The organism is Vibrio fluvialis (assembly GCF_900460245.1).
Lineage (GTDB): Bacteria > Pseudomonadota > Gammaproteobacteria > Enterobacterales > Vibrionaceae > Vibrio > Vibrio fluvialis.
Genome location: NZ_UHIP01000001.1, coordinates 3,047,613 through 3,070,233 on the forward strand (window position 1 = coordinate 3,047,613; position 22,621 = coordinate 3,070,233).

21 protein-coding genes are annotated in these 22,621 nt (G+C 52.7%); 18 read left to right on the plus strand and 3 right to left on the minus strand.

Annotation, left to right across the window (positions count from 1 at the left end; translation table 11 throughout):
* Positions 1–267 precede the first annotated feature (267 nt).
* The 6 genes from DYA43_RS14395 to DYA43_RS14420 all read left to right on the plus strand — a co-directional run bounded on the left by DYA43_RS14395 (position 268) and on the right by DYA43_RS14420 (position 6,605).
* On the plus strand, positions 268–1,971 hold the full coding sequence (locus DYA43_RS14395; RefSeq protein WP_061057078.1) for a ribulokinase: 1,704 nt from the start codon (positions 268–270) through the stop codon (positions 1,969–1,971).
* A complete protein-coding gene (gene araD, locus DYA43_RS14400; protein WP_061057079.1) occupies positions 1,964–2,713 on the plus strand; it encodes an L-ribulose-5-phosphate 4-epimerase in 750 nt (249 codons plus the stop codon). Before DYA43_RS14395 ends, araD begins: the two co-directional genes overlap by 8 nt.
* Before the next feature lie 13 nt (positions 2,714–2,726).
* Positions 2,727–4,229 (plus strand): L-arabinose isomerase, encoded by a 1,503-nt coding sequence (araA, locus tag DYA43_RS14405; RefSeq protein WP_061057080.1) that lies wholly within the window; start codon positions 2,727–2,729, stop codon positions 4,227–4,229.
* Positions 4,230–4,273: 44 nt separating this feature from the next.
* Entirely contained in the window at positions 4,274–4,789 is a 516-nt protein-coding gene (locus tag DYA43_RS14410) for a hypothetical protein (protein WP_061057081.1), read from the plus strand.
* Between the two features lie 65 nt (positions 4,790–4,854).
* Positions 4,855–5,694, plus strand: coding sequence for an arabinose operon transcriptional regulator AraC (gene araC, locus DYA43_RS14415; RefSeq protein WP_055452955.1), 840 nt, complete (start codon positions 4,855–4,857; stop codon positions 5,692–5,694).
* An 80-nt stretch (positions 5,695–5,774) separates the two neighbouring features.
* Entirely contained in the window at positions 5,775–6,605 is an 831-nt protein-coding gene (locus DYA43_RS14420) for an HDOD domain-containing protein (protein ID WP_020331895.1), read from the plus strand.
* Between the two features lie 26 nt (positions 6,606–6,631).
* On the opposite strand, the gene DYA43_RS14425 is transcribed toward DYA43_RS14420, so the two are convergent.
* The gene (locus DYA43_RS14425; RefSeq protein ID WP_024373649.1) at positions 6,632–7,537 is read right to left on the minus strand and encodes a DMT family transporter; all 906 of its coding nucleotides are present in this window, start codon (positions 7,535–7,537) and stop codon (positions 6,632–6,634) included.
* 146 nt (positions 7,538–7,683) lie between these two features.
* Between DYA43_RS14425 and rmuC the strand changes: the two genes are divergently transcribed.
* The 7 genes from rmuC (at position 7,684) to tatC (ending at position 13,814) form a co-directional block, all read left to right on the plus strand.
* Positions 7,684–9,216 (plus strand): DNA recombination protein RmuC, encoded by a 1,533-nt coding sequence (gene rmuC, locus DYA43_RS14430; RefSeq protein WP_061057082.1) that lies wholly within the window; start codon positions 7,684–7,686, stop codon positions 9,214–9,216.
* Between the two features lie 49 nt (positions 9,217–9,265).
* The gene (gene ubiE, locus DYA43_RS14435) at positions 9,266–10,048 is read left to right on the plus strand and encodes a bifunctional demethylmenaquinone methyltransferase/2-methoxy-6-polyprenyl-1,4-benzoquinol methylase UbiE (protein WP_020331899.1); all 783 of its coding nucleotides are present in this window, start codon (positions 9,266–9,268) and stop codon (positions 10,046–10,048) included.
* 10 nt (positions 10,049–10,058) lie between these two features.
* Positions 10,059–10,667 carry a ubiquinone biosynthesis accessory factor UbiJ gene (locus tag DYA43_RS14440; RefSeq protein WP_020331900.1) on the plus strand — a complete coding sequence of 203 codons (609 nt, stop codon included), beginning with the start codon at positions 10,059–10,061 and terminating at the stop codon, positions 10,665–10,667.
* A gap of 7 nt (positions 10,668–10,674) precedes the next feature.
* Positions 10,675–12,309, plus strand: a complete 1,635-nt coding sequence (gene ubiB, locus DYA43_RS14445; protein WP_020331901.1) for a ubiquinone biosynthesis regulatory protein kinase UbiB — start codon at positions 10,675–10,677, stop codon at positions 12,307–12,309.
* Positions 12,310–12,359: 50 nt separating this feature from the next.
* On the plus strand, positions 12,360–12,602 hold the full coding sequence (gene tatA, locus DYA43_RS14450) for a Sec-independent protein translocase subunit TatA (RefSeq protein ID WP_020331902.1): 243 nt from the start codon (positions 12,360–12,362) through the stop codon (positions 12,600–12,602).
* A gap of 3 nt (positions 12,603–12,605) precedes the next feature.
* Positions 12,606–13,007, plus strand: a complete 402-nt coding sequence (gene tatB, locus DYA43_RS14455) for a Sec-independent protein translocase protein TatB (RefSeq protein WP_020331903.1) — start codon at positions 12,606–12,608, stop codon at positions 13,005–13,007.
* A 63-nt stretch (positions 13,008–13,070) separates the two neighbouring features.
* Positions 13,071–13,814 carry a twin-arginine translocase subunit TatC gene (gene tatC / locus DYA43_RS14460; protein WP_020331904.1) on the plus strand — a complete coding sequence of 248 codons (744 nt, stop codon included), beginning with the start codon at positions 13,071–13,073 and terminating at the stop codon, positions 13,812–13,814.
* A 307-nt stretch (positions 13,815–14,121) separates the two neighbouring features.
* Here tatC and DYA43_RS14465 read toward each other — a convergent pair whose 3' ends face one another.
* Positions 14,122–14,883, minus strand: a complete 762-nt coding sequence (locus DYA43_RS14465; protein ID WP_061057083.1) for a TatD family hydrolase — start codon at positions 14,881–14,883, stop codon at positions 14,122–14,124.
* A 184-nt stretch (positions 14,884–15,067) separates the two neighbouring features.
* Here DYA43_RS14465 and hemB point away from each other — a divergent pair, with 184 nt between their 5' ends.
* The 4 genes from hemB (at position 15,068) to spfP (ending at position 20,391) form a co-directional block, all read left to right on the plus strand.
* The gene (hemB, locus tag DYA43_RS14470; protein ID WP_020331906.1) at positions 15,068–16,111 is read left to right on the plus strand and encodes a porphobilinogen synthase; all 1,044 of its coding nucleotides are present in this window, start codon (positions 15,068–15,070) and stop codon (positions 16,109–16,111) included.
* A 117-nt stretch (positions 16,112–16,228) separates the two neighbouring features.
* Positions 16,229–16,663, plus strand: a complete 435-nt coding sequence (locus DYA43_RS14475) for a GNAT family N-acetyltransferase (protein WP_061057084.1) — start codon at positions 16,229–16,231, stop codon at positions 16,661–16,663.
* A 688-nt stretch (positions 16,664–17,351) separates the two neighbouring features.
* Complete coding sequence (gene polA, locus DYA43_RS14480; protein WP_061057085.1) at positions 17,352–20,150, plus strand: DNA polymerase I; 2,799 nt, start codon at positions 17,352–17,354, stop codon at positions 20,148–20,150.
* A 193-nt stretch (positions 20,151–20,343) separates the two neighbouring features.
* Positions 20,344–20,391 (plus strand): small protein SpfP, encoded by a 48-nt coding sequence (gene spfP, locus DYA43_RS23330; protein WP_438356636.1) that lies wholly within the window; start codon positions 20,344–20,346, stop codon positions 20,389–20,391.
* A 485-nt stretch (positions 20,392–20,876) separates the two neighbouring features.
* Here spfP and yihA read toward each other — a convergent pair whose 3' ends face one another.
* On the minus strand, positions 20,877–21,542 hold the full coding sequence (yihA, locus tag DYA43_RS14485) for a ribosome biogenesis GTP-binding protein YihA/YsxC (RefSeq protein WP_020331909.1): 666 nt from the start codon (positions 21,540–21,542) through the stop codon (positions 20,877–20,879).
* Positions 21,543–21,688: 146 nt separating this feature from the next.
* On the opposite strand from yihA, the gene DYA43_RS14490 reads away from it, so the two are divergent.
* Positions 21,689–22,306, plus strand: a complete 618-nt coding sequence (locus tag DYA43_RS14490; RefSeq protein ID WP_020433074.1) for a c-type cytochrome — start codon at positions 21,689–21,691, stop codon at positions 22,304–22,306.
* Positions 22,307–22,621: the final 315 nt, after the last annotated feature.

A 22,621-nucleotide genomic window follows, 5' to 3' on the forward strand; every position in this document is an offset into this window, starting at 1 on the left:
GCAAAATAGTCCATTCATTTAGCGCGAGTAGCCATGATGCAGATCTCAATTGCTGTTTTGTGGTGCGATGTTTCATATAAATGGTGCAAGTGTAAACGGTTAACTGGCTATTTTAATCAGATTTTATTCACGGTGAGCTTTTTTTAAACAACTGCACGATTTTATCTATGTGGCGTTTTTATCCATGAATCTAGCGGTGCGGTTCATGGTTGAAAATGGGGTTGAGCGTTATAACAAATGAAAAATATCACCCTACATGGAGTTGTTATGGAGCATTTCGCTACTCAACCAGCGCACGTCATCGGCCTCGATTTTGGTTCCGATTCGGTGCGCGCCTTACTGGTGAATGCAGTCAGCGGAGAAGAAGTCGCCTCCGGCGTGACTTACTACCCGCGTTGGATGCAAGGGCTGTATAACCAGCCGGAGCAGTCGCAATTTCGCCACCACCCGAAAGACTACATTGAAGCGATGACGCAGGCGGTGCGTGAGGCATTGGCCGCCGTGCCGGCTGAGGTCGCGCAGTCGGTGGTGGGCATTGGCGTCGACACCACCGGCTCGACGCCGGCACCGATCGATGCTGAAGGCAATGTGTTGGCGCTGCGGCCGGAGTTTGAACATAACCCGCATGCGATGTTCATTTTGTGGAAAGACCACACGTCGGTCGCCAAAGCGGAACGCATTAACCAACTGGCGCACAGCGGCGACTTTACCGACTACACCAAATTCATCGGCGGCATTTATTCGTCGGAATGGTTTTGGGCCAAAGCCGCGTGGGTGAGCGAGCAAGATGCCGACGTGGCAAAACACGCCTACAGTTGGGTGGAGTTGTGTGACTGGATTCCGGCCCTGCTCAGTGGTAATCAGCACCCACACCACCTGCGCCGCGGCATCTGCGCGGCCGGGCATAAAGCGATGTGGCATGAAAGCTGGGGCGGTTTGCCGGATCAAGCGTTTTTGTCGGCGATTTCCCCGACCTTGGATGGCATGCGCGAGCACATGTTCAGTGAGGTCTACACCGCCGAGCAGCAAGCCGGCACTTTGTCATCTGAGTGGGCGCAAACGCTGGGCTTGCCGGAGGGTATCGCGGTCGCGGTCGGTGAGTTTGACTGCCACATGGGCGCTGTCGGTGCGGGCGCGGGCGCGCACGATTTGGTCAAAGTGATTGGCACCTCCACCTGCGACATTTTGATGGTGGACGCCGACAACGTGGGCGAGCGCACCATTCACGGCATTTGCGGTCAGGTCAAAGGCAGCGCACTGCCGAATCTGATGGCGCTTGAAGCCGGCCAATCGGCGTTTGGTGATATTTATGCCTGGTACAAACGCGTGTTGTTGTGGCCGCTGCAAGCGTTGGCGGAGCAGCAGCCTCAAGCGCAAGCCACGTTAGACGCCTTAGATAACGCTCTGATTCCACTGCTGTCTCAAGCGGCGGCGGATTATGAATTTAACGCTCATTCGCCGCTGGCAATGGACTGGCACAATGGCCGCCGCACCCCTTACGCCAACCAGCGTCTGAAAGGTTCGCTGTCGGATCTCAATTTAGGCTCAAGCGCGCCTGCGCTGTTTGCCGCGTTGGTGGAATCGACCGCGCATGGCGCCAAAGCGATTGTCGACTGTTTTGTCGATCAAGGCATGGCGGTGGAGCGCGTGATCGCGATTGGCGGCATTTCGCAAAAATCCCCGTACGTGATGCAGATGTGTGCCGATGTGATTGGCCGCGATATCGCGGTGGTGCGCTCAGAGCAGTGCTGCGCATTGGGCGCGGCGATTTTCGCCGCTGTGGCAGCAGGTGTGTATGACAACGCCCGGCAAGCGCAGGCGGCGATGGCAAGCCCCATCAGTGCGGTGTATACGCCCAATGCCGACACGCAGGCGCTGCGCCGTGAGCGTTACGCTGGCTATCGTGAGCTGGGTCAGCACTTAGAACAGTTGGCCGAATTTCATCAAGCCAAGGAGTGCGCTCATGAGTGAACACATCTTGATGCAACCCGTGTCGACCCAGAGTGAACGGCTGCGCAAACTGCGCCATGACGTGTGGCAGGCCAACCTCGATCTGCAACGTCACAATCTGGTGACCTTTACCTGGGGCAACGTCTCGGCCATCGACCGCGAATCGGGGTTGGTGGTGATCAAACCGAGCGGCGTGGCTTATGAAGATCTCTCTGCCGACAACATGGTGGTGGTGGATTTGGCGGGGCACGTGGTGGAGGGGGACCTCAATCCGTCGTCCGATACCGCGACCCATCTGGTGCTGTATCGCACCTACCCACACATCGGCGGCGTGGTGCACACCCATTCGCCGCACGCCACCTCGTGGGCGCAAGCGGGGAAAGCCATTCCGGCTCTTGGCACCACCCACGCCGATTACTTCTACGGCAGCATTCCGTGCACCCGCCCGCTGACCAATGGCGAAATCGCCCACGATTACGAACTCAATACCGGAGTGGTGATTGTCGAAACCATCGCAGAGCAAGACCCGATGGCGATCCCCGGCATCATCGTCAATGAACACGGCCCGTTCAGTTGGGGGAAAGATGCCCATCAAGCGGTGCATAACGCGGTGGTGATGGAAGTGGTGGCGTCGATGGCGCTGCAAACGCTGCAAATCAACCCGGCGGTGCAATTCATCAATCAGGCTCTGCTCGATAAGCATTACCTGCGCAAACACGGCGCGAATGCTTATTACGGTCAGACTGCGACGAACAAAAAATAATCAAGGGAAAGTTATGAAAGTATTCGACAACAAACAGGTGTGGTTCGTAACCGGCTCGCAAACCCTCTACGGCCCAAAAGTGCTGGAACAAGTGGCGCAGGACAGCGCACAAATTGTGGCCAGCTTTAACCAGACCGACGCGATTTCCGTGCCGATGGTCGACAAAGGCACGGTGAAATCACCGGACGAAATTCTGCAAGTATGTCGCGCGGCCAACAACGATCCGGCGTGTATTGGTCTGGTGCTGTGGATGCACACCTTCTCCCCGGCGAAAATGTGGATCGCGGGTTTGTCGCAGCTCAACAAACCGTTCCTGCATCTGCATACCCAGTTTAATGCGGCGCTGCCGTGGGATGAGATCAACATGAACTACATGAACACTCACCAGAGTGCGCATGGCTGCCGCGAATTCGGCTTTATCGGTACTCGCCTCGACCTTGACCGCAAAGTGGTGGTCGGGCATTGGCAGAACCCGCAGGTGCATCAGGAGATCGATGACTGGTGCCGCGCAGCGATCGGGATTGATGCCGGGCAGAACCTGAAAGTGGCGCGCTTTGGCGACAACATGCGCCAAGTGGCAGTGACCGAAGGCAACAAAGTCTCGGCGCAAATTCAATTTGGTTATGAAGTGAATGCGTATGGTTTGGGCGAACTGAGTGATGTGGTGCAGTCGGTGTCGGATGCGGATATCGCGCGTTTGCTCGATGAATACGCGTCCACCTACGACATGAGCCCGCAACTGCTGAATGATCCGGCGCTGCTCAAACTGATGCAGCACGAAGCGCGTCTGGAAATGGGCATGGAACGTTTTCTGACTGAGGTCGGCGCGCAGGCGTTTACCAACACGTTTGAAAACCTGACTGGCCTCGGCTCTCTGCCCGGTTTGGCCACCCAGCGTTTGATGGCCAAAGGCTTTGGTTACGGCGGTGAAGGCGACTGGAAAACCTCGGCTATGGTGCACATCATCAAACAGATGGGCAAAGGGCGTCAGGGCGGTACCTCGTTTATGGAAGACTACACCTACAACTTCGGCGCCACCGATCAGGTGCTGGGTGCGCACATGCTGGAGGTGTGTCCATCGATTGCTGCGGCGAAACCAAAACTCGAAGTGCATCTGCATACCATCGGCCTGCGCTGCGACGTGCCGCGTTTGCTGTTTAGTGGCCGTGAAGGGCAGGCCGTCAACGTGTCGGTGATCGATTTGGGTAATCGCTTCCGCATGGTAGTGAACCGTGTTAACACCGTCGCGCCGCCGCAAGGTATGCCGCATTTGCCGGTGGCTCATGCGTTGTGGGAACCGATGCCGAATCTGCAAGTCGCGGCGGCGAGCTGGATTCACGCGGGCGCGGCGCACCACAGTGCTTACAGCCAACAGGTGAGTGTCGACTCGCTGGCTGACTATGCTGACATTCTCGGCATGGAAATGGTGGTGATTGATGAACACACCGAAACCCGCAAGTTCAAACAAGAGTTGAAAACTAACAGCTTGTACTACCGCTTGGCGTCTGGCGTGTAATAAATCGGCCCCCTCAGCGATGAGGGGGCGTTGTAGAGGTACTTATGACGGTTGACGAATCGAATTTAGTGTCGGGGTTCGACATTCACTATCAGCGCTGGACGCTGCGGGTTGCGCGGGTGTGTCCGACCCGCTTTCAGTTGCTGCATGGCAATCAACTGATGTACGAAGGCACACTGGAGCTGACCAACAACAGTGAAGTGCTGGATGTGTCGCACGCACAGTGGAAGTTCCGTCACCGACCGGACCGGATAGAGCAGTGGTGCCAGTGGCATCACGCCGCTCAGCTATCGCTCAATATGAATTACTACTTTCATCAGGATGCCGTGGTGATTGAATATCTGGCGCGCAACAGCATTCCGACCCGGCTCGACATTCGTCATGTTATCCAGCCGCTCAATGCGGCGCGGGTCATGCTCCCATCTACTGATACGGCACAACCGGACTGGCAACGCACACGCCACGGGCTGCCAAGCGATTTTATTCGTCAGTCAGCCAAAACCGACTGGTTTCGCGAGGCGTTTTCCGCCACCCAATGGATCGTATTAGGAAAAGTGTGAACTCAGAAATCGCAATGCGGCAAGGTGCAACATACACTAAGCAAAAACTCAGCAACTGTTGGTCTATGCAAACAACCGATCCGCTCAAACCGGGATACAACTTCGACGCCCATCTGGTGGCCGGCCTGACACCGATTATCGAAGGCGATGAACTGGATTACACCATCGACCGCCCGAACGGCATGAAAGGCTACATCATCAACTTCACCAGTAAAGGCGAGGGCACCATCTTTTCCGGTGAGCAGATGTTTCATGTGAAACCTGGCGACTTGTTGCTGTTTCCGCCCAGTGCGACCCATTTTTATCACCGTAAAAGCGACAGCGCATCGTGGTTTCACCGCTGGGTCTATTTCCGTCCGCGCGCGTTCTGGAATGACTGGCTGAACTGGCAGCAAGAGCGCAACGGTGTTTACCTGACCCGTGGGCTGGACGTGCAGACCATGCAGCACATCGAAAACCTGTTTGTTGATATCGAGTACACCGCCAAATCGGACATGCCGTATCGCGATGATCTGGCGATTAACCTGCTGGAACAACTGCTGATCCGCTGTAAAACCGTACAGCCGGATGTGGTGAGCAAGCCGCTCGATCCGCGCATCATTCAGGCCATCAACTACATGACGCAGAACCTCAATCAGGACTTCACCTTGGAAGAGATTGCCGCACACACCTGTTTGTCACCGTCGCGCCTTGGCCATCTGTTCCGCGATGAGATGAAGATGACCATTACCCAGTGGCGGGATGATCAGCGTATCAGCCGCGCCAAACAATTGTTAGTGACTACTCACTACTCGGTTAACCACATTGGGCGGATTATCGGCTATTCCGATCCGCTCTATTTCTCGCGCGTATTCAAGCGCAAAGCCGGGGTCAGTCCGAAGCTCTATCGCGAGCAAATTACCTGATAAAACTCTCAACACTTATCATTCCAAAGCGGGATTTCTGTCCTATAGTAAATCTGTTGGTTGCTAGAAGGAGTGAACGAATGAATCAAGAAGCCCTGATCTCCCGCCTGAATGAATTGCCCCGCATCGAAAGTATCCAGCAAGAACTTCTGAATATGGTCAATCGCGACAACGTGGACTTCAGCGAATTGTCGCGCAAGATGTCGATGGATCAGGTCCTCAGTGCCCGTGTGTTACGAATGGCCAATTCAGCGCAATTTGGTGGCTCGAACGGCAAAGGCGTCTCGACCATCAGTGATGCTATCATTCGCGTCGGCAGCAGTGCGGTGCGCACGCTGATTTCGTCTTCAGTGGTATCCGGGGTGTTTCCCCAGCTGCGCACGCTCAATATCAAAGATTACTGGTCCAACACGTTTGAAATCGCCATGATCGCCAGTAAGCTCGCCAAACCGCTCAAGCTCGACCCCAACGAAGTGTTCACCACTGGCGTGCTGCATAACATCGGCGAGTTGATGATTCATGCGCTCGAACCGGACCTCGCCGAGCAGATCGAGCAGCGGGTCAGACAAGGCGAAAAACTGGCCGAGGTGCAGCAGGATTTGCTCGGCGTTGATGCCCAGCAGCTCGGCGCGCAGCTCGCCAAAGAGTGGAATTTCCCGGCCGACATGGCCGATGCGATAGAACACGTGAATCATCCCGGTCAGGCGGGGGAAGCCAAACGTTTAGCGTGTGTGTTGTACCTGGCGCGCGATATTCACAAACGCTGGGATTCGCTATTTGATGCGCAGGAGAAGCAGGCGTTTCTCAGCCGTCACCCTGCCGCGAAGGCATTGGCGTTGGCTCCGGAAAGTTACGGCTTGATTGATCAGGTGCGCGGTCAGGGAGCCGAATTGGCGCATCAGCTGTTCTGACGCGCCTTGGCAGGCAGGATAGTCGCTCACGCCTTTTCGGCGGCGAGCTTTTTGTGTTTGCGTTTGACCTGTTGCACCACCAGACCTGCGATGATCAGCACCAGACCGAACAAGGTGGTGGGGTGAATTTCTTCACCGATGATGGTGGAGAGCAGGATCAGCGAAATAAACGGTGAGGCGAAAATCAGGTTACTGATGCGAGCGGTGTTGTTGGTGTTTTTCAGCGCGCTGAGCCACAACACAAAGGTAATGCCCATCTCAAATAAACCCACGTAAGTCACCGCCGCCCAGCCTTGCGGGCTGATGTGCTGCCAAGGCGCACCTTCGTAAACGCTGAGCGCAATCGCAAACGGAATCGCAATCACAAACCCCAACAGCACGCCCACCACCGGATCGGCCTGATTTTTAGTATTGAGAATCCAGTAACCGGCCCACAGCAGCGTAGACAGCAGCGCCAGCCCGACACCCAGCGGGCTATCGAACTGCATGCCGAGCACATCGCCTTTGGTGGCGATGACTACCACGCCGAAATAACTCAGCGCGCAGGCAATCCAGTCCTGTTTACGGATTTTCTGACCGAGAAACACCGCCGCCATGAGCGTCAGGGTAATCGCCCAGCTGTAGTTGATCGCCTGCGCTTGTGAGGCGGGCAGCAACGCATAGGCTTTGAACAGGATCAGGTAATAGGCGAGCGGGTTAATCAGGCCCAGCAGCAGGTAATACCAAGGATTGGCAAGGAAGGTACTGATCACCAGAGACAGCTTGCCCTGCAGCGCACAAATCACCAACAGGGCTAAGGCAGAGACGATACTGGCGATGGTCAGCATCTGAATGGGTGAGAACTCTGCCAGCGTGAGCTTGAACGCGGTGGCGACCGTTGACCAAAGCAATACAGCAGACAAGCCCAGTCCGAGGGCGCGGCCTTCATTCATTCCAAATTCCCCATATCCATGTTAGGTAAACCTGCTTTCAGGTGAATCGCTAGTCTATCGGCTGAATAATTGCCCGGCAAACTGGACATTTATCCAGTGTCGAAATACTCTTTTTATCAACAACCAACATCAAGTAACTCATTATTATGCAATGGATTCTCGATAACCCCGCTCTGTGGATCACCACCTTGTCTGCTGCCGTTGTGTCGGCCGCCGCCGCTGGTTGGTGGGTGAAACAGAAATATCAACTGCAGGCGCAACTGCTCGAACAGCAGCTGGCAAGCAATGCACGCTGGCATGAACAGCAGATTGAGCAGCTCAAACAGACGCTGAGCGCTGCGCAGCAGGAGCTGGATGAACTCGATCAGGAGCGCGACAAGGCGGAGTTTGAGCTCAAGCAATCGCACGGTAAAGTGATGGCGGTGATGGAGAAACTGCGCTATTTCGAAGCGATCAAACAAGAGCGCCAGCAATACGCCGACGAGCTCAACCGCATGCGTGAACAGAAAGCGCAGCTCGAGGTGCAACTGCGCGAGCAGGAAGCGCGTCATCAGCAGCAACTCGAGGCCAGCCAGGATAAGTTGCAACTGCTCGAACGCGCTGAAGAGCGCCTCAAGCAACAGTTTGAGCACCTCGCCAATCAGGTGTTTGAAGCCAAAACCGCCAAGGTCGATCAGCAGAATCGCCAAAGCCTCGATGGTTTGCTGTCGCCGCTGCGTGAGCAGTTGGATGGTTTTAAGAAGCAGGTCAACGACAGCTTCAATCAGGAAGCCAAAGAGCGCCACACTCTGGTGCATGAGCTGCGTAATTTGCAGCGCCTCAATGAGCAGATGGCCAAAGAAGCGCTCAACCTGACTCAAGCGCTGAAAGGTGACAACAAGCAGCAGGGCAACTGGGGCGAAGTAGTCTTGGCACGCGTGCTGGCGGAATCAGGTCTGCGTGAAGGGCACGAATACCAAACTCAAGTCAGCCTGCAAAATGAAGCGGGCAAGCGTTATCAGCCGGATGTGATCGTCCATCTGCCGCACAACAAGCAGGTGGTGATCGACTCCAAAATGGCGCTGGTGGCGTACGAGCGTTATTACCACGCCGACACCGATGCCGAGCGCGATGTCGCTCTGCGCGATCATTTACTGGCGCTGCGCAACCACATCAAAGGCTTGGGGCAGAAAGATTACCACCAGCTTAAAGGCATTCAGTCGCTCGATTACGTGCTGATGTTTATTCCGGTCGAGCCCGCGTTTCAGGTCGCGATTCAGGCCGACCCGAGCCTAGTGAAAGATGCGATGGAGCAGAACATCATTCTGGTCAGCCCGACCACGCTGCTGGTGGCACTGCGCACGATTGACAACCTGTGGCGTAACGAGCGCCAGAACCAGAATGCACAGCTGATCGCTGAACGGGCGAGTCGTTTGTACGATAAGTTGCGCCTGTTCGTAGAAGATATGGAAGGTTTGGGCGGCGCGCTCGACAGAGCCAACCAGACTTACCAAGGCGCGATGAATAAGCTCGCCACCGGACGCGGCAACGCCATTCGTCAGGCTGAAAGCTTCAAACAATTGGGGGTGGAAATTAAGCGTTCTATCAGCAATGAGTGGGTAGAAAAGGCGCAGCGTGAGCCAGATTCGGAAATTGGCCCTTTAGTAGAAAGACATCACGCTGAGGATAAAGTAAACTAATCGCCCGCAGTCGCAGTTTGGTCGTGAAAACTGCCCAAGAGGAAACACAATGACGGATACCAGCGTGCAAACGAATACAGCAGTAGAGAATCAAGACACCACTCATTTCGGCTTTGAGACCGTACGTAAAGAAGAAAAAGTAACCAAGGTAGCGGAAGTATTCCACTCGGTTGCGGCGAAATACGACATCATGAACGATTTGATGTCGGGCGGGATTCACCGTCTGTGGAAGCGTTTCACGATTGATTGTGCCGGCGCGCGTCCGGGGCAACGTATTCTGGATCTGGGCGGTGGTACGGGTGACCTGACCGCAAAATTCTCTCGCATCGTGGGTGACAAAGGCCACGTTGTACTGGCGGACATCAATAACTCCATGCTCAATGTGGGCCGTGACAAGCTGCGCGACCGTGGCATCGTCGGTAACGTTCATTACGTGCAAGCGAATGCGGAAGAGTTGCCGTTCCCAGACAACTACTTCGACTGTATCACCATCAGTTTCTGTCTGCGTAACGTGACGGATAAAGACAAAGCGCTGCGTTCGATGTTCCGCGTGCTGAAGCCGGGCGGTCGTCTGCTGGTACTGGAATTTTCGAAACCGGTGCTGGATCCGCTATCAAAAGTGTACGACGCGTATTCATTCCACATTCTGCCGAAAATGGGTCAACTGATCGCCAACGACGCCGACAGTTACCGTTACCTGGCGGAATCGATTCGTATGCACCCGGATCAGGAAACGCTGAAAGGCATGATGATGGAAGCCGGCTTTGAACAGGCCAGCTACTACAACCTGACCGGCGGTATCGTGGCTCTGCACCGCGGCTACAAGTTCTGAGGACTTGCGTATGCCGTTTGAACCGCTGATCACTGCGGTGATTGAATCATCGCTCAATACCCTGATCAAAGACGACCCGGAACTGGGTCGTCGTCTTGCTCGCCTCAAAGGCCAAGTGATTCAGGTCCATCTCAAAGAAATTAATAAAACCCTGACCTTCATTTTCAGCCAACAGATCGATGTACTGGCCAACTACGAAGGTGAGCCAGATTGTTATCTGTCACTCAATCTGTCGGTGCTGCCGGAACTGCGCGAACAGGCCAACATCACCAAGCTGATCAAACAAGACAAATTGGTGCTGGAAGGCGACATTCAGCTGGCGCAGAAATTTGCGCAGTTGATGACCGACTGCAAACCAGACATCGAAGAGTGGTTGTCGCGGGTGACGGGGGATGTGGTGGCCCATACTGTGGTGCAAGGCGCGAAAAACGTCGGTGCATTGCTGAGCGCGCAAGTGAGTAAACACCAAAACCATCTGGCGCAGGTGCTGACTGAAGAGTGGCGCGTGGCTCCCGGTCCTCTGGAAATTGCTTACTTCTGCGATCAGGTCGACGATGTGAAAAGTCAGGCCGCTCGCCTGGAAAGCCGTCTTAACCAGTTATTGGAAAAAGGCGCGTAGACCCCGTATGACTCCCGCCGAAATCAAGCGTTTATACCGAATCATCAAAGTTCAGCTCGAATACGGGCTGGATGAGTTGTTACCCGAGCATCAACTGACCAAAGCGCCGCTGTTGGCGCGCAAATCCATCTTCTGGATTCGTAACCAACACGCCGATAAACCTCTGGGCGAACGTCTGCGTCTGGCTCTGCAAGAACTTGGCCCGGTGTGGATTAAGTTCGGCCAGATGATGTCGACCCGCCGTGATCTGTTTCCACCGCACATTGCTGATCAGCTCGCGCTGCTGCAAGACAAAGTCGCCCCGTTTGACGGCGGACTGGCCAAGCAGCAAATCGAAAAAGCGCTCGGTGGCCCGCTGGAGACCTGGTTCAACGACTTCGATGTCAAGCCTCTCGCCTCTGCGTCTATCGCCCAGGTGCACACCGCGACTCTTAAATCGAACGGGCGAGAAGTGGTACTGAAAGTCATTCGCCCGGATATTCGCCCGGTGATTGATGCAGATCTAAAACTGATGTACCGCTTAGCGCGTATAGTCGCTCGGGCAATGCCTGAAGCACGTCGTTTGAAACCGCTTGAAGTGGTGCGTGAATACGAGAAAACGCTGCTCGATGAACTGGATTTGCGCCGTGAAGCGGCCAATGCGATTCAGTTGCGCCGCAACTTTGAAGACAGCGAAGAATTGTATGTTCCTGAAGTTATTACCGATTTCAGTAATAAAACTGTCATGGTTTCTGAGCGAATATATGGCATTCAGGTTTCCGATGTCGAACGCTTGCGTGCCAACGGCACCAATATGAAGCTGCTGGCTGAACGCGGAGTGAGTGTGTTCTTCACTCAGGTGTTCCGCGACAGTTTCTTCCATGCGGACATGCATCCGGGCAATGTGTTTGTGAATCCTGATCATCCGGACAACCCACAATGGATCGGTCTCGACTGCGGTATTGTCGGTACGCTGAATGCGGAAGACAAACGCTATCTGGCGGAAAACTTCCTCGCGTTCTTTAACCGCGATTACCGCAAAGTCGCGCAGCTGCACGTCGACTCAGGCTGGGTACCGCAAAACACCAATATCGATGAGTTCGAAGTGGCGATTCGTATTGTGTGTGAGCCGATTTTTGCTAAACCGTTGTGCGACATCTCCTTTGGCCATGTGCTGTTGAACCTGTTCAACACCGCGCGTCGCTTTAATATGGAAGTGCAGCCGCAACTGGTCTTGCTCCAGAAGACGTTGTTGTACGTAGAAGGGTTAGGACGTCAGCTGTATCCACAACTGGATTTATGGCAGACGGCGAAACCGTTCCTGGAAAAATGGATGATGAATCAGGTCGGTCCGCAAGCGGTGGTGAATGCCATCAAAGAGCGCGCGCCGTTCTGGGCAGAAAAATTGCCGGAATTACCCGAATTGCTGTACGACAGCCTGAAACAAGGGCGAAACCTGAATCTGCGTATGGAGCAGTTTTATCAGGGCTACCGTGACAGCAAGCGCCAGCAGGCGACGGGCAAGTTTTTGTTTGGTGTTGGCGCCACTTTAGTCGTATGCTCGGCTATATTGGTGTCCAGTCACTACGAACCGTGGGCAGCCGGCAGTGCAATTGCGGGCGTCACATTTTGGTTGTTTAGTTGGCGAGCTTATCGTCAATAAACGTTAAACTCTTGAAATGTTTGTGTAACACATAACCCGAGGTAGAAAGAATGGGTGGTATCAGTATTTGGCAACTTCTTATCATTGCTGTCATCGTTGTATTGCTGTTCGGTACGAAGAAACTTCGTGGTATCGGTGGCGATCTCGGTAGCGCAGTGAAAGGCTTCAAGAAAGCGATGTCAGACGACGATCAGTCTGCAGCGAAGAAAGATGCCGATTTCGAACAGAAGAATCTGGAACAGCAGAAAACAGACGCAACTGCTGAAACAAAGAAAGACAAAGAGCAGGCTTAAATCGTGTTTGATATCGGTTTTTGGGAACTGGTATTAATTTCTGTCGTGGCACTGGTTGTGCTCGGCCCGGAGCGACTGCCGCATGCGATTCGCAGTGTGGCTAAGTTTGTCTCTGCGGCCAAAAACATGGCCAACAGTGTCAAAGATGAGCTGGCGCACGAGCTGAAAGTGCAGGAGCTGCAGGAAAACCTGCGTAAAGCCGAGCAGATGGGGATGCAAAACCTGTCGCCCGAGCTGCAGGAATCCGTCGACAAGCTCAAGCAGGCGGCGCAGGACGTTCAGCGTCCGTACTCGACTGCGGCAACCAGCCAGACAGAGGATGAAAAGCCGCAAACCCCGGCGGAAACCCTGTCCGTCGCGTCTGAGTCAGATCAGCCGAATACGGCAGAAAAGAAAGCCGACTAATAGTCTTTGTAAAGAGTTACCCCTAGCGCGGTAACTCTTTTTGATCGGTTACATGAGGTTTCAATGTCAGTCGAACAGACTCAACCTTTGATCAGCCATTTACTGGAACTCCGTGATCGCCTGCTGCGCAGTATTGCCGCGGTGATTGTGGTGTTTGTCGGGCTGATTTATTTCTCCAATAACATCTACGAATTTGTTTCTCGGCCGCTGGTTGACCGTTTGCCGGAAGGGGCAACGATGATCGCGACCGACGTGGCATCGCCGTTTTTCACCCCGCTTAAGCTGACGCTGATTGTCGCGGTGTTTCTTTCCGTGCCGTTTATTCTCTATCAGGTATGGGCGTTCGTGGCGCCGGGCCTGTACAAGCATGAACGCCGGCTGATCTTTCCGCTGTTAGTGTCGAGCTCACTGCTGTTTTACTGCGGTGTGGCGTTTGCCTATTACGTGGTGTTCCCGTTGGTGTTTGGGTTCTTTACCGCGATATCGCTTGGCGGCGTAGAGTTTGCTACCGACATTGCCAGCTATCTCGATTTCGTACTGGCGCTGTTTATGGCGTTTGGTATTGCGTTTGAAGTGCCGGTTGCGATTATTCTGTTGTGCTGGACAGGTGCCACCACACCCAAAGCGCTGAGCGAAAAGCGCCCGTACATCATCGTTGGTGCGTTTGTGGTCGGTATGCTGCTGACACCACCGGACATGATTTCACAAACACTGTTGGCGATTCCGATGTGTTTACTGTTTGAAATCGGTCTGTTCTTTGCCCGTTTCTACACGCGCAAAGACGACGAGAGTGATGTGGAAGAGTAAACCTGAAGAGAAAAAGAAAGCGGCCAGTGGCCGCTTTTTTATTTGCTATCGAATCCGTCGCTGGGATTACTTAATTTTAACTGTCTGCCCGCATTGCTTGCAGACATACACTTCCTTGATGCCCAGCAATTTTTGCCAGAGCGTTCGACGTAGTCGCTGCAGTTGATTGGTGTGATTACACTTAGCCATGACGTTTGTATGAATATAGTTCTAAAATTTGGCCGAAGATAATACACAGGGTGCATATTTATTAATGTGATCCTGCTCCCATTAATAAATGTGATCTAGTTATCTATATTTTAGTAATTTATAAACTAAACAATAATTTAGCATTAGTCGTTGTAAGGGTATCGACCTCGGCCAATGACAGTTCGCGCAGGTCTGCGACACGCTGGGCGACCAACTGAGTGTACGCCGGCTCGTTGCGTTTGCCGCGGTGAGGGACGGGCGCGAGATAAGGGCAGTCAGTTTCCAGAATCACGTAGTTCATATCCAGATGTGGGATCACCTGATCCATGCCGCCGTTTTTAAATGTCGACACGCCGCCCAAGCCGAGGTGAAAGCCGAGATCGTTGATTGCTTTGGCTTCATCCGTCGTACCGCCAAAGCAGTGGAATACGCCGCGTAGCTGACCATTTTGCTCCTGTTTGAGCAGAGTGAGTGTCTCTTCAATCGAATCACGCGTGTGGATCACCACCGGCAGGTTCATCTCTTTAGCCCAGTTGAGCTGGGTAGCAAACGCCATTTCTTGCTCAGCGCGAAACGTTTTGTCCCAGTACAGATCGATACCGATTTCGCCTACGGCAATGAAATCGTGCTTGGCAAACCAGCTGTAGATCGTGTCGAGCGTCTGAGTGACGTTGCCATCGACATAACACGGGTGCAGTCCCATCATGGAGCGGCATATCGTCGGATAGGCGGCTTCGGTTGCCAGCATTGGTGTAATTGACTCCAGATCGATGTTCGGCAACAGAATGCGTTCAATGCCTTGCGCCAACGCCCGACTGACGACGTCATCGCGGTCGTGGTCAAATTCACTGGCATAAATATGGGCGTGGGTATCAATCATGGCAACGTCTCGTTTTCGGTAAGCTTGGCGGCAGTATACGTGAGTGTGAGCTTGGGGTCATTTTTTGCATTTTTCCGCTTTGAGCCTAGCGTCGTGCAATCAGAATGATATGATTTCGCCAACACAAAAAGCCTGATATTGCGCGCCAGCGCTGTGGTTCAGGTAGACAAATAAGGAGAGTCGAGTGTCTGTATCTATCCAAGGTCAGTTTCCGGGGCGTCGTATGCGCCGTCTGCGCAAGCACGATTTCAGCCGTCGTCTGGTGGCCGAGAATCAGTTGTCTGTGAGTGATTTGATCTACCCGATGTTTATTCTGATGGGCAAAGATCGTCGTGAAGCGGTGGAATCGATGCCGGGCGTTGAGCGTCTGTCTATCGACCTGATGCTGGAAGAAGCGCTGTATCTGGCGAACCTTGGCGTGCCGGCAATCGCACTGTTTCCGGTCGTGAATCAGGATGCAAAAAGCCTGTGTGCGACCGAAGCCTACAACCCGGACGGTTTGGTGCAGCGCGCGGTACGCCTGCTGAAAGAACACGTGCCGCAAATTGGTGTGATTACCGATGTGGCGCTGGATCCGTTCACCACCCACGGTCAGGACGGCATCATCGACGATGAGGGTTACGTACTCAATGAAGAAACCACGGAAGTGCTGATCAAGCAAGCGTTGTCACACGCGGCGGCAGGCGCGGATGTGGTGGCGCCGTCAGACATGATGGATGGCCGCATTGGCAAGATTCGTGACGCGCTGGAAGAAGCGGGACACATTCATACACAAATCATGGCTTACTCGGCCAAATACGCATCATGCTATTACGGCCCGTTCCGTGATGCGGTCGGTTCCGCCAGCAACCTGAAAGGTGGCAACAAGAAGAACTACCAGATGGATCCGGCCAACAGCGATGAAGCGCTGCATGAAGTGGCGATGGACGTCAATGAAGGCGCGGACATGGTGATGGTGAAACCAGGCATGCCTTACTTGGACGTGGTGCGCCGCGTGAAGAGTGAGCTGCAAGTACCGACGTTTGCGTATCAGGTGTCGGGGGAATACGCGATGCATAAAGCGGCGATTATGAACGGCTGGCTCAAAGAGCGCGAGACCGTAATGGAATCACTGCTGTGCTTCAAACGCGCAGGCGCCGACGGCATCCTGACTTACTTTGCCAAAGATGTGGCTGAGTGGCTGGCAGAAGAGAACGCACAAGCGGCGCAGCATCTGCGTTCAGAATAACTGTGTTCGAACGACATACGAAGGCTGGCTCTGTGCTGGCCTTTTCTTTTTTAGGGTTAGAGTGACAACCTTGGGGGCTCGCCAGGCCCGATGTTCAAGAAAATCATGAGGTGATGAATGCAGATTCGTTTAGGCACATTGGCGGAAGCGGCGCAGGTGGTGCAGGAAATTGGCGAGTTCATTCGCAAAGAAACGGTCGAAACGCTGGCGCAGCGTTTAGCAGGCAAGCGAGATTTGATCCTGATCGCCGAAGAAGATGGCCAACTGTTAGGGTTTAAAATTGGCTATGAACTGGATAGCGAAACGTTTTACAGCTGGTTCGGCGGCGTATCGTCTCTGGCGCGCAATCGCGGCGTAGCGCAGCAACTGCTGGATGCGCAAGAGCAATGGGTGGCAGAACAGGGTTACGGCAAGCTTACAGTGAAATCACGCAATCAATTTCCGGCCATGTTACGCCTATTGCTGAGGAATGGTTATCTCATTGAAAATTTTGAAAAAACAGAACCATTAGCGGAAAGTCGGATTCATTTCGTCAAACATTTTTTAAATTAAATGAGATTTTTTCTCATTTAATGCTTGACTGTTAAATGAGAATAATTATTATTAACCATGTCTTAGGGAATGAGTGAAGTTCACCAGGACGTTGAGTTACCCGCCTGAATGGTTCTTTAGGTATCCGGTAATCAACAAACCCATTTGAACTTGCACACGTTCTTTTTGACACGACATTGCTCACATTGCTTCCAGTGTAATATTTAAGCTTTATGGTAAGGCTGAACAATCGGTATTGGCTTTGACCTGTTATTGCTAGGCGACATCCTCGGGTGTCGCTTTTTTTATGTCAGTTATCCACCGCGCAACGAACCCGCACGCAAAAATGTCCAACTTTCGATCCTGATCTGTGCAAATGTTCAGCAGAGTGTCTGGATCCAGATCTCAGGTTGAGTAAAAGGGCAGCGAGTGTCTTTTCCACAATTCATGATCGCAAAAGGATCGTGATGGGAATGATCGATCTTTGTAAAAAATTAATAAAAACAATAAATTAAAAGCACAAATAGTGACTTTGTACGCGGTTTAATAACCGGTGGATAAATTCTATAAACAGAGTTATCCACAGATGGCAAAGGGTGGCGTAGAATAATTCACCGTGCCAGGCCAGCGGGTTTCCGCCTTGAGCATGGAAACCAATCATCAGTCATGGCATCCTAAGCCCCATTGTTTCTTGTTGGATAGCAAAACTATGGCTCGCATCCCTGATAACCCGTTAATTCTGATCGACGGCTCTTCTTATTTATACCGCGCATTTCATGCCTACCCGGGCACGATGAGCAACGGTGAGATCCCGACTAACGCTGTGTATGGCGTGATCAACATGGTTCGCGCCATGATGCGTCAGTTCGCCAGTGATCGAATGGCGGTCGTCTTTGATGCCAAAGGCAAAACCTTCCGCGATGATCTGTACCCTGAGTACAAAGCGCATCGTCCGCCAATGCCGGATGATTTGCGTTGTCAGATCGAACCGCTGCATAAAGTGATTCGTGCCATGGGGCTGCCACTGCTGTCGATTGAAGGTGTGGAAGCGGACGACGTGATCGGCACGCTGGCTCATCAGGCGTCTCAGGCGGGCATTCCGGTGCTGATCAGTACGGGCGATAAAGATATGGCCCAGCTGGTGGACGACAATATCACCCTGATCAACACCATGACTAACGTCGTGATGGATCGCGAAGGCGTGATTGAAAAATTCGGTATTCCGCCGGAGCTGATCATCGATTACCTCGCGCTGATGGGCGATAAAGTCGATAACATTCCGGGCGTGCCGGGGGTGGGTGATAAAACCGCGACCGCGTTGCTGCAAGGGATCGGTGGCCTGACGGCGCTGTACGACAATCTGGATAAAATTGCTGACCTGGGTTTCCGTGGGTCCAAAACCATGGCTAAGAAGCTGGAAGACAACCGTGCTAATGCCGAGCTGTCTTACGAACTGGCGACCATTAAACTTGATGTCGAGCTAGATTGCACGCCAGAAACCTTGCTCAAAGCCACCCCGGATCGCGATGCGCTGATTGAACTTTACGGCCAGCTGGCGTTTAAATCTTGGTTGACCGAGCTGCTTGATGGCGGCACCGGTGTGGTCGAAGCGGCCGAGAAAAGCGCGGCTAGCGCCGCTGTCAGCGGCACACCTAAAGCCGCGCCTGCAGCGGATATGGCCGCAGTGAAAATCGATCGCAGCCACTATGAGACTATTGTGGACGAAGCGGCATTCAGCCGTTGGCTCGACAAACTGCGCAGCGCTGAGGTGTTTGCGTTTGATACCGAAACCGACAGCCTCGATTACATGGTGGCCAATCTAGTGGGTGTCTCTTTCGCAGTCGCGGAAGGTGAAGCCGCCTACGTGCCGGTGGCGCACGATTATCTGGATGCGCCACAGCAACTCGATCGCGATTGGGTGCTGGCACAACTGAAACCGATTTTAGAAGATGCGCAGCAAGCCAAAGTCGGCCAGAACCTCAAGTACGATGCCAGCGTTCTGGCGCGTTATGACATCGACATGCGCGGCATTGCGCACGACACCATGCTCGCGTCATACGTCTACAACAGCGTGGCTGGTAAGCACGATATGGACAGCCTAGCGCTGCGTTTCATGCAACACAGCTGCATTTCGTTTGAGCAGGTGGCGGGTAAAGGTAAGAATCAACTGACCTTTAACCAGATTGACCTTGAACAAGCGGCGCCTTACGCCGCAGAAGATGCCGATGTCACGCTGTGTTTGCATCATCGTCTGCTGCCTTTGTTGGAGCAAGACGACAAACTGCTGAGCGTGTATCGCAACATCGAGATGCCACTGGTGCCGGTTCTGTCGCGCATTGAACGCACTGGCGTGCTGATCAACGACATGCTGCTGGGCGCACAATCGCAAGAGATTGCGCAGCGTCTGGATGAGCTGGAGAAGAAAGCGTTCGACATCGCGGGCCAGGAGTTTAACCTCAGCTCGCCAAAGCAGCTGCAAACTATCTTTTTTGAACAGATGAAACTGCCGGTGATCAAGAAGACACCATCCGGTACGCCATCAACCAACGAAGAAGTGCTGCAAGAGCTGGCGCTGGATTACCCGTTACCAGCGGTCATTCTCGAATACCGCGGTCTGGCGAAGCTCAAATCGACTTACACCGATAAACTGCCGAAGATGATCAACCCGACCACGGGCCGCGTGCACACCTCGTATCATCAGGCGGTCACTGCAACCGGGCGCCTCTCTTCGACCGATCCGAACCTGCAGAACATTCCGATTCGTAATGAGGAAGGTCGTCGCATTCGTCAGGCGTTCATCGCGCCGCATGGTTGGAAAATCATGGCGGTCGACTACTCGCAAATCGAGCTGCGCATCATGGCACACCTGTCGGGCGATAAAGCGCTGTTGGAAGCCTTCCAGCAAGGTAAAGATATCCACGCCGCCACCGCGGCCGAAATTCTGGGTATCAGCATCGATCAGGTAACCAGTGAACAGCGTCGCCGTGCCAAAGCGGTCAACTTTGGCCTGATCTACGGCATGAGCGCGTTTGGCCTGGCGAAACAACTGGGCATTCCGCGTGGCGAAGCGCAAGCGTACATGGACACTTACTTTGAGCGTTACCCTGGCGTGATGCAATACATGGAAGACACACGCAGTACCGCTGCAGAGCAGGGTTACGTGGAAACCTTGTTTGGTCGTCGTCTCCATCTGCCGGAAATCACTTCGCGTAACGGTATGCGCCGTAAAGCGGCGGAACGTGCGGCGATCAACGCGCCGATGCAGGGCACCGCGGCCGACATTATCAAAAAAGCAATGTTGCTCGTGGATGAGTGGATCGAAGCGGAAGGTGCAGGGCGCGTTAAGCTGTTGATGCAGGTACACGATGAACTGGTGTTTGAAGTCGAAGAGTCAGCTTTGTCCGAAATTGAAAGTAAAGTACAGAAACTGATGGAATCTGCGGCAGAGCTGAAGGTGCCTTTGGTGGCTGAGGCAGGGCATGGCGATAACTGGGATGAAGCACATTAAGCCAAAAATCGCCTAAATTACTGAAATTATATGAGCCAGCGCACAGTCGCTGGCTTTTTTTATCAATAAAAAAAGTAATCACCATGTATCTATTTATGTTGCTTAATAAAAATTTAATGAAAATAAACTACAAAAACAGTTTTCATTTGTGACCAATTGTTGTACATTAGCTTCCGTAGGGTACAGAGGTAAGATGTTCTATCTTTCAGACCTTTTGTTTCACGTTATTGGATTAGGCTGATTCAGCCGCCCCAGTCACCATTTGACTGGGGCGTTTTTTATTGGGCCGCATTCCACTTTTTTCCTCGCAAAATCTCTTGCATTTCAAACCTCAGACACCCCAATTTTTCCTGCGCGTAACGTGGTGAAGCTTCTGACAGCAAAGTTCATTTCTGTAACTAATCTTCAATCACAGTTTTGGTTATTTCTAAAAGAAAACTAAGCATGTATTTGCATGGTTTTTTTTCATAACACGCTGAATTTATTTGATAATGCGAAAATTACCGCCAAAAACGGCTGAGTGGAAATCGTGATCTGAGCATATTGTAATCTTGCGGCGATTAAGGAATTCTAGCGCCATAACAATAATTACCTCCTATTTCTCTCCCGTTGCCCCACCAGGATGGTGGGGATTTTTATTTCTGGCGTCTGCCGATGGCGGGAAAGACCACATTGAGATAACAAAAAGCCCCGCCAGAGGCGAGGCTTGTGTGAGCGCGGAACGGATTAGGCGTCTTGAGCGTCGTCCTGCTCTGGTTCAGCGTCAGCTTCTGCTGCCAACTGTGCCAGCATCGGGGCGAACCAGCTGTCGAGTTTGTTGCGCAGTACATCGACACCGATACCATTGTGAGAAGAGAACGCATCCACACTCACATCGCCGCCAAACGACAATGCTGCTTCACGTACTTTCAGCACCTGAGCTTTACGGGCACCACTTTTCAGTTTGTCGGCTTTGGTCAGCAGTACCTGAACCGGAATGCCACATTCTACGGCCCAAATGACTAATTGTTGGTCAAGATCTTTCATTGGATGACGAATATCCATCAGCACCACCAGACCTTTCAGGCAGGTGCGTTTCTGAAGGTATTCACCCAGTGACTTCTGCCACTTTTTCTTCATTTCCAGTGGTACCTGAGCAAAACCATACCCAGGTAGATCGACAATATGACAGCCTTCAGTCACCTTAAACAGGTTGATCAGCTGAGTACGGCCGGGAGTTTTACTGGTTTTGGCCAAGCTCTTCTGGTTAGTTAACCGGTTGAGAGAACTGGATTTTCCAGCGTTTGAGCGTCCTGCAAACGCGATTTCGATACCTTCATCAGTGGGAAGATGGCGAATGTCTGGCGCACTGGTGATGAAATGCGTGTTTTGATAATGAATTTTTACGCTCACTGTTAACTCCATCTCGACTTTGTGTAGTCGATTGATTACTTTTTTGTGAAATTGTGTAAAATAACCGTGCTCGGCATAAGGTCGCTTATTGTACCATGAGTGGTACCCCGTGGTACTGGAAGCTTGATAATTATAAATGGAATGTCATGAAGAAATTAGCGCTAATCTTAAGTCTTTTAGCCAGCTGCTCTGTATGGGCCCAAGGCAGCATTGAAGCTGGTAAAGCAAAATCCCAAACGTGTGTTGCCTGCCATGGTGCGGATGGCAACAGTCAAATTACAACTTACCCTAAACTTGCCGGTCAGCACGCTAAGTATATTGAGAAGCAGCTAAAAGATCTCAAGCTTGGTATGACGAGCGGTGGCAAACAAGGTCGTTACGATCCTGTGATGAGTGGCATGGCGATGCCACTGAGTGAAGAAGACATGGCTGATTTAGCGGCGTACTTCTCTTCACTGCCTATTTCGTCGAACTCTACACCGGAAGACGTGGTCGCGAAAGGGAAAGTTCTGTACAACGCTGGCGATGCGTCGCGCGGTCTGACTGCATGTACCGCTTGTCACGGCCCGCGCGGTAACGGAACCGAACTTTCTGGATTCCCTAAAATCTCCGGTCAACACGCGGACTACATCAAAGCTCAGCTACAGAAATTCCGCGATGGCAACCGCGGTAATGACATGAACGAGATGATGCGTGATGTAGCGAAGAAATTGACCGACGCTGATATCGAAATTCTGTCTAAATACGTTGGCGGCCTGCACTAATAGCCCTACACGTGTTCGAGCATAAGTGGTAAGAAACAGCCCCGTCTATCGGGGCTGTTTCTATTTCTGCGCCAGATTGCCATCTTTCGTGTAAGACATTTGCCATAGCGACTGTCGGAATTCGGGTAGCGATCTTTATAACTGATTGAAAATAAATAACTTGATTCTAGCTCGGCAAAAAAGGCGCAAAAATGTGCACTCGATCCGTTGTTTGCTGGGGTGGTTGGCGTAAAGTGTCCGGGTTGGCAAGAGGCTGACGAGGAATTCAGACCAGGCAGGTCTCCAGGGAGCCGGAAGGAATCTGGCAACAGGACA

Bases quoted from the DNA above. Each gene is read 5' to 3' on its own strand.
- DYA43_RS14395 (WP_061057078.1), top strand. From the start codon at position 268: ATGGAGCATTTCGCTACTCAACCAGCGCACGTCATCGGCCTCGATTTT.
- ubiB (WP_020331901.1), top strand. From the start codon at position 10,675: ATGACTCCCGCCGAAATCAAGCGTTTATACCGAATCATCAAAGTTCAG.
- polA (WP_061057085.1), top strand. From the start codon at position 17,352: ATGGCTCGCATCCCTGATAACCCGTTAATTCTGATCGACGGCTCTTCT.
- araC (WP_055452955.1), top strand. From the start codon at position 4,855: ATGCAAACAACCGATCCGCTCAAACCGGGATACAACTTCGACGCCCAT.
- araA (WP_061057080.1), top strand. From the start codon at position 2,727: ATGAAAGTATTCGACAACAAACAGGTGTGGTTCGTAACCGGCTCGCAA.
- DYA43_RS14475 (WP_061057084.1), top strand. From the start codon at position 16,229: ATGCAGATTCGTTTAGGCACATTGGCGGAAGCGGCGCAGGTGGTGCAG.
- DYA43_RS14420 (WP_020331895.1), top strand. From the start codon at position 5,775: ATGAATCAAGAAGCCCTGATCTCCCGCCTGAATGAATTGCCCCGCATC.
- DYA43_RS14440 (WP_020331900.1), top strand. From the start codon at position 10,059: ATGCCGTTTGAACCGCTGATCACTGCGGTGATTGAATCATCGCTCAAT.
- rmuC (WP_061057082.1), top strand. From the start codon at position 7,684: ATGCAATGGATTCTCGATAACCCCGCTCTGTGGATCACCACCTTGTCT.
- tatC (WP_020331904.1), top strand. From the start codon at position 13,071: ATGTCAGTCGAACAGACTCAACCTTTGATCAGCCATTTACTGGAACTC.
- araD (WP_061057079.1), top strand. From the start codon at position 1,964: ATGAGTGAACACATCTTGATGCAACCCGTGTCGACCCAGAGTGAACGG.
- tatA (WP_020331902.1), top strand. From the start codon at position 12,360: ATGGGTGGTATCAGTATTTGGCAACTTCTTATCATTGCTGTCATCGTT.
- DYA43_RS14465 (WP_061057083.1), bottom strand. From the start codon at position 14,883: ATGATTGATACCCACGCCCATATTTATGCCAGTGAATTTGACCACGAC.
- ubiE (WP_020331899.1), top strand. From the start codon at position 9,266: ATGACGGATACCAGCGTGCAAACGAATACAGCAGTAGAGAATCAAGAC.
- DYA43_RS14490 (WP_020433074.1), top strand. From the start codon at position 21,689: ATGAAGAAATTAGCGCTAATCTTAAGTCTTTTAGCCAGCTGCTCTGTA.
- DYA43_RS14410 (WP_061057081.1), top strand. From the start codon at position 4,274: ATGACGGTTGACGAATCGAATTTAGTGTCGGGGTTCGACATTCACTAT.
- DYA43_RS14425 (WP_024373649.1), bottom strand. From the start codon at position 7,537: ATGAATGAAGGCCGCGCCCTCGGACTGGGCTTGTCTGCTGTATTGCTT.